Origin of the sequence: Micromonospora sp. NPDC047074, from assembly GCF_040643815.1 — a bacterium.
GTDB lineage: Bacteria > Actinomycetota > Actinomycetes > Mycobacteriales > Micromonosporaceae > Micromonospora.
Window position 1 is genome coordinate 153,331 of sequence record NZ_JBEYVB010000014.1, and the last position, 6,221, is coordinate 159,551.

A 6,221-nucleotide genomic window follows, 5' to 3' on the forward strand; every position below is an offset into this window, starting at 1 on the left:
GAAGCGCATGGAGTTCAGCGAGGTGGTCCGGCGGCGTCGCATGGTGCGCAACTACGACCCGGACCGGCCCGTCCCGCCCGACGTGGTGCAGCGCCTGCTCGACCACGCGGTCCGCGCGCCGTCGGCCGGCTTCGCTCAGGGCTGGGGGTTCCTGGTGCTGGAGACGCCGGAGGACCGGGAGCGGTTCTGGACGGCGGCCACCCCGGGCGGCGGCGGCCGGGAGCGGTGGCTGGCCGGAATGCGGCGGGCCCCGCTGATCGTCGTCCCGCACGCGAACCGGTCGGCCTACCTGGAGCGGTACGCGGAACCGGACAAGGGGTGGGCGGACCGCGCGGAGGAGCGCTGGCCGGTGCCCTACTGGGACGTCGACACCGGCTTCGCCGCCCTGCTGATGCTGCTGACCGCCGTGGACGAAGGGCTGGGGGCCTGCTTCTTCGGCATCCCGCCGCAGCGCATGGCCGCGTACCGGGAGGCGTTCGGGGTGCCGGAGGAGTACCGGCCCATCGGTGCCGTCACGGTGGGTTATCGTGCCCCCGACCACAGGTCACCATCCTTGCGTCGGGGGCGCCGCCCGGTGGAAGAGGTGGTCCGGCGGGGGCGGTGGAGCTGACCGGATCGGGCGTTTTCGACGCTGGTGAACCGGACGGTCGGTAGTGAAACCGACATCAGGGAGCAGAACGCGGTGTGGTGCAGGCGGCTACGCTGGCACGGTCAACGGTGCCGCGGGTCGCGGCGCCGCGCCGTGACCCGACCGGGTGTCGCGGATCGGCCCGGCCAGGGGGAGGGGAGCATACCGCCGTGATCTTCAGAGCGGTTCGGGACGGGCGTCCCTACCCGGAGCACAACCTGACGCTCAAGCAGTGGGCGGAGATCCCGCCGAGGCCGCTGCGCCTGGACCAGTTGATCACTACCAAGCGCGAGCTGGCGCTGGACAAGCTCCTCGCCGAGGACTCCACGTTCTACGGCGACCTCTTTCCGCACGTCGTGCAGTGGAACGGCGGGCTCTACCTGGAGGACGGGTTGCACCGCGCCCTGCGGGCGGCGCTCCAGCAGCGCAACCAGATCCACGCCCGGGTGCTCGTCCTGTCCGGGCCGATCGAGTAGCCACCGCCGCTTTGCGCACCCCCCTGACCTGCGATTACGCGCGGTCGACGCGGCGGCTCCGTTCGGTGGAGCCGCTCGGCGAGCGGCTGTCGTACAGGAGCCGTACCGTCATGTGCAGACGACGTGTCTGACAAGGACGGTGAGGGCCATGGCCCGCGACGGTGAGATCAACGAGCCCACCAGGGATTTTCCCGGCTACCCGACCAGCGAGGCGCTCAAGGAACGGTCGGACGCCACACCGGAGCCGGTGCCGGGTGCGCCGCAGCCGGCCGGCGGCCCCGCCCGCGGCCTGCTGTGGTTGCTCGGCGCGGCGGCGATGGCGGTCGTCGTGCTGCTCGGCGTGCAGGCCTCCGGCCTCCTGCCGGACTTCCGCAACCCGTTCGCCAAGGAGCAGACCGACCGCAGCCAGCCCCCGCTGCTGAAGTCGATCCAGGATCTCAGCCGCTACGTCGCCGCCGAGGGCAACTTCCAGGTGGTCGTGGATCTCCAGAACGATCGGCGCAACGTTCCCGACTGGCTGCTCAACCAGCGCACCCTCTTCGTGGGGGCGGGCAGCGTCGAGGCGTACGTGGACTTCGCCAAGATCTCCGAGGGGGCCGTGGTGCAGTCGGCCGACGGCAAGTCGGTGGAGATCAAGCTGCCGGCGCCTCAGCTCGGCAAGACCAACCTCGACCTGGAGAAGAGCTACGTTTTCGCCGAGGAGCGCGGGCTGCTCAACCGGGTCGGTGAGCTGGTGCGGGGCGACCCCAACCGTCAGCAGCAGGTCTACCAGCTCGCCGAGGACCGGATCACCACCGCCGCTCGGGACAGCGGCCTGACCCAGCGGGCCGAGGAGAACACCCGCAAGATGCTCGAAGGGTTGCTCCGCTCCCTCGGCTACGAGCAGGTGACCGTCACCTACACGGCTCCCTGACCCGGCTCGGTCGCCCGGCCTCCCGGTCGCCTGGCCGCGCCGGGACCGCCCTGGCCGCGCCGGGACCGCCCCGGCCGCGCCGGGAGGGCGCCCGGCAGTTTCCTGGAAATAGTCCCCTCCGCGACGCCGGAGGGGACTATTTCCGCGATTTAGTCGCTGAGCGCCGGGCGGGCGCCGGGCGCTGAGCGTCGGGCGTCGGGGCGAGGGGCGGAGGCCCGGGGCGGGTCAGTAGCGGACGGCGTGGCGGTCCTCGTTGGGCATCAGGACCCAGAGGACGAGGTAGACGACCACCTGGGTGCCGGGCAGCAGCAGCGACAGCAGGAACAGCAGCCGGACGAAGCCGGCCGACCTGCCGAAACGCTGAGCCAGGCCGGCGCAGACGCCGGCGAGCATGCGCCCCTGGCGGGGCCGGACCAGTTTGCGACTCATCGTCGTACTCCCACTCTGCGGCGTTCGCCGCGTCTGTCTCAACGGTAGGAAGGGGTGGGCACCGCGCCCTCGGTCGCGAGGAGGATCGGCGCGCGCCCCACCCGTAGGTGGTTACCCGGGCGTCGGCTCCGCGACTCCCCCGGACCTGCCGGTCCGACCCGCGGGCATGCGCTGAGCTGGGCGGGTAGGCTCGCCGGTCGGGCACCCACACCCCCGGGTGCTCCGACGGCCGACCCGCACCGGGTCGGCCACGACCGGGCCGGACCCCCACAAGGGGTACGACGGCGAGGAAGTGCAGCCATGATCAGCGTTTTCGACCTCTTCAGCGTCGGCATCGGGCCGTCCAGCTCACACACGGTGGGGCCGATGCGGGCCGCCCGCACCTTCGTCGCCGGGCTGAAGGCCGACGGGTTGCTGACCGGCACGGCACGGGTGCAGGCGGAACTCTTCGGCTCGCTGGGTGCCACCGGGCACGGCCACGGCAGCGACCGGGCGGTGCTGCTCGGGCTGGCTGGCGAGGCGCCGGAGACGGTGGACACCGACACGGTCGACGCGCGGATCGTCCGGATCAGGGCGGAGCGCCGGCTGAGCCTGCTCGACGCGCACGAGATCGACTTCGAACCGGACCGGGACCTGCTGCTGCACCGTCGCCGGTCGTTGCCGTACCACCCCAACGGGATGACCTTCGCCGCGTACGACGACAGGGGCGTGGAGCTGCGCGTACGGACGTACTACTCGGTCGGCGGCGGGTTCGTCGTCGACGAGGCGGCGGCGGGGGCGGACCGGATCAAGCCGGACAGCACCCGCGTACGCCACCCCTTCCTCACGGGCGCGCAACTGCTCGACGTCACCGCGACGACCGGGCTGTCGATCAGCGAGGTGATGCTCGCCAACGAACTGTCCTGGCGGAGCGAGGGTGAGGTGCGCGCCGGCCTGCTGGAGATCTGGCGGGTGATGCGGGAGTGCGTCGAGCGGGGCTGCTCACGGGACGGGGTGCTGCCCGGCGGGTTGAAGGTCCGCCGCCGCGCCGCCGAGCTGCGCCGCAGCCTGGCGACGGAGTCGGACCGGCTCGGCGCACAGGGACCGGACGACGTCCCCGCCGACCCGCTGCGGGTGATGGACTGGGTCACGCTCTTCGCCCTCGCCGTCAACGAGGAGAACGCGGCCGGCGGCCGGGTCGTCACCGCGCCCACCAACGGTGCGGCCGGGATCATCCCGGCGGTGCTGCACTACTACACCCGGTTCTCCCCGGGCGCCTCCGACGAGGGCGTGGTCCGGTTCCTGCTGGCGGCGGGCGCGATCGGCGTGCTGTTCAAGGAGAACGCGTCGATCTCCGGCGCCGAGGTGGGCTGCCAGGGCGAGGTCGGCTCGGCCTGCTCGATGGCCGCGGCCGGGCTGGCCGAGGCGTTGGGCGGCACCCCCGAGCAGGTGGAGAACGCCGCCGAGATCGGCATGGAGCACAACCTCGGGCTGACCTGCGATCCGGTCGGTGGCCTGGTGCAGATCCCCTGCATCGAGCGGAACGCGGTGGCTAGCATCAAGGCGATCACGGCCGCCCGTCTGGCGTTGCGCGGTGACGGGGTCCACCACGTCTCGTTGGACAAGGTCATCAAGACCATGCGCGAGACCGGTGCGGACATGAAGGTCAAATACAAGGAGACGGCGCGCGGCGGCCTGGCCGTCAACGTGATCGAGTGCTGAGGGGCCCGGTCACCGACTGCTAACCTGTCGTCCGTCCGGTGAGGCGGGAGGCGGCGGTGACCTCTGGCGTCGCGGCGTTGTGGTCGCATCGCAACTCCCTGCGCATCCTCGTCCGGCGCGACCTCGCGGTGAAGTACCAGCAGTCCGTGCTCGGATATTTCTGGTCGCTGATCGAACCGCTCGGCATGGGGGCGATCTACTGGTTCGTCTTCGGTGTCCTCTACTCCCGGGACACCAGCCGTCACCTGGGGGACGCGGCCGACTCGTACCCGTTGTTCCTGATCACCGGGATCTTCGCCTGGATGTGGACCAGCTCGGCGCTGAGCGAGGCGACCAACGCGCTGACCGGCCAGTCCCGGTTGATCACGACGATGAACCTGCCCCGTCAGGTGTTCCCGATCGGCCGGGTCACCGGCCGCTTCGCCGAGTACGCCGCCGGCCTGCCGATCCTGGTCGCCGCCGCCGCCGGGTACGCGGTGTCCGACCGGATCGAGCCGGGCTGGTCGCTGCTGGCCCTGCCGCTGGCGGTGACGGTGCAGGCCGTCCTGCTGGTCGGGCTGGCGCTGCTGCTCTCGGCGGTCAACGTGCTGATGCGCGACGTCGAGCGCTTCATGCGGCTGGTCATCCGGGTGCTCTTCTACGCCACGCCGATCATCTATCCGCTGAGCCTCGTGCGGGAGGCCGACCTGCCGGGCTGGCTGAAGCTCGGCTACGAGCTGAACCCGCTGGTCGGGATCTTCCAGCTGCACCACGCGGTCTGGTATCCGGACGAGTTCCCGGACGCCCGGCTGCTCGCCACCACCGTCGGCGTCAGCCTGCTGGTGCTGGTGGCCGGCTGGTGGTCGTTCCGCCGGCTCGAACCCGCCGTGCTCAAGGAACTGTAGCGATGGCCGATCCGATCATCGAGGCGGACGGGCTGGGCATCCGGTTCGTCCGCAACCGGCGGCGGCAGCTGCGACTGCGGGAGCTGTTCATCCACCGGGGCAGGCGCAACGCCGAGGACGGCCGGTTCTGGCCGCTGCGTGACGTGTCGTTCTCGGTCGAGGCCGGGGAGACCGTGGGCGTGATCGGCCGCAACGGCACCGGCAAGAGCACGCTGCTGCGGTTGATCGCCGGCGTGCTCATCCCCGACGAGGGCCGGATCAGGGTGCGCGGGGACGTCGCGCCGCTGCTGGAACTCTCCGCCGGCTTCTCCAACGACCTGACCGGGCGGGAGAACCTCTACCTGGTCGGCGGCCTGCACGGGCTCTCGTCGGGCTACCTGCGGCGGCACTTCGACGGCATCGTCTCGTTCGCCGGCGAGCAGGTGGAACGTGCCATCGACACGTCGGCGCGGCACTACTCGTCGGGCATGAAGGTCCGGCTCGGCTTCGCGATCATCTCGCACCTGCCACACCCGATCCTGCTCATGGACGAGGTGACCGCGGTCGGGGACGCGGAGTTCCGCAAGAAGTGTTATGCGACGATCGACCGTCTGCTCGGGGAGGGGCGCACTCTGGTGCTGGTGTCACACAACGAAAAGGACCTGACCCGGTTCTGCCGTCGGGGGTTGTACCTCGACGGGGGCCGGCTGACCGTCGACGGGACGATCGCCGAGGCGCTCGACGCGTACCACGCCGCGGTTCCGCGGTGACGCTCGCGATCGTGCTCGCCGCCGACGCCCCGGCCGCGAGCCTGCCCACCCGCTCGGGCGAGCCGCTCGCCGACCGGCTGACCGGCCAGCTCCGCCGCGCCGGGGCGGCCGAGGTGCGGCACGCCGCCGATCTGGACGAGCTGGCCGCGCTGGTCGACGCGGCCACCGGCCCGGTGCTCGTCACCGGCGCCGACCTGGTCGCGCACACCGCCGTGCTGCGGCACCTGGCCACCAGCCCGGTCGGGCCGACGGTGGCGCTGGTGCTCACCGACCCGCCGGGCCACGGGCGCACGGCCGTGCGCGAGGAGCGCGGCCAGGTGGTCGGGGCCGGGCCGCCGGAGGCGCTCGACGGGGCCACCGGCGTCTTCGGCGGCGCGCTGCGGGTCGGCGTGAACGACCGGCCGTCGCTCGCCGCCGGTCTTCGCCGCGGTGGCCGTCGTC

Annotated in this window: 7 protein-coding genes and 1 pseudogene; 7 read left to right on the forward strand and 1 reads right to left on the reverse strand. The window is 72.0% G+C overall.

Annotation, left to right across the window (positions count from 1 at the left end; translation table 11 throughout):
• The first annotated feature begins 7 nt into the window (after nt 1-7).
• The 3 genes from ABZ809_RS19385 to ABZ809_RS19395 all read left to right on the forward strand — a co-directional run bounded on the left by ABZ809_RS19385 (nt 8) and on the right by ABZ809_RS19395 (nt 2,017).
• Nucleotides 8-610, forward strand: coding sequence for a nitroreductase family protein (locus ABZ809_RS19385; protein ID WP_357563904.1), 603 nt, complete (start codon nt 8-10; stop codon nt 608-610).
• Between the two features lie 188 nt (nt 611-798).
• A complete protein-coding gene (locus ABZ809_RS19390; protein WP_089002310.1) occupies nt 799-1,104 on the forward strand; it encodes a type II toxin-antitoxin system VapB family antitoxin in 306 nt (101 codons plus the stop codon).
• Nucleotides 1,105-1,252: 148 nt separating this feature from the next.
• A complete protein-coding gene (locus ABZ809_RS19395) occupies nt 1,253-2,017 on the forward strand; it encodes a DUF4230 domain-containing protein (RefSeq protein ID WP_357563906.1) in 765 nt (254 codons plus the stop codon).
• 225 nt (nt 2,018-2,242) lie between these two features.
• Here ABZ809_RS19395 and ABZ809_RS19400 read toward each other — a convergent pair whose 3' ends face one another.
• Nucleotides 2,243-2,446, reverse strand: coding sequence for a PspC domain-containing protein (locus ABZ809_RS19400; protein ID WP_357563907.1), 204 nt, complete (start codon nt 2,444-2,446; stop codon nt 2,243-2,245).
• Nucleotides 2,447-2,746: 300 nt separating this feature from the next.
• Between ABZ809_RS19400 and ABZ809_RS19405 the strand changes: the two genes are divergently transcribed.
• From ABZ809_RS19405 to ABZ809_RS19420, 4 genes and pseudogenes are all read left to right on the forward strand, one after another.
• Complete coding sequence (locus ABZ809_RS19405) at nt 2,747-4,147, forward strand: L-serine ammonia-lyase (protein WP_357563908.1); 1,401 nt, start codon at nt 2,747-2,749, stop codon at nt 4,145-4,147.
• 56 nt (nt 4,148-4,203) lie between these two features.
• Nucleotides 4,204-5,031 (forward strand): ABC transporter permease, encoded by an 828-nt coding sequence (locus ABZ809_RS19410; RefSeq protein WP_357563910.1) that lies wholly within the window; start codon nt 4,204-4,206, stop codon nt 5,029-5,031.
• A gap of 2 nt (nt 5,032-5,033) precedes the next feature.
• Nucleotides 5,034-5,780, forward strand: a complete 747-nt coding sequence (locus ABZ809_RS19415) for an ABC transporter ATP-binding protein (RefSeq protein WP_357563911.1) — start codon at nt 5,034-5,036, stop codon at nt 5,778-5,780.
• A 41-nt stretch (nt 5,781-5,821) separates the two neighbouring features.
• Nucleotides 5,822-6,221: pseudogene (locus tag ABZ809_RS19420) on the forward strand (CDP-alcohol phosphatidyltransferase family protein); the annotation flags it as partial.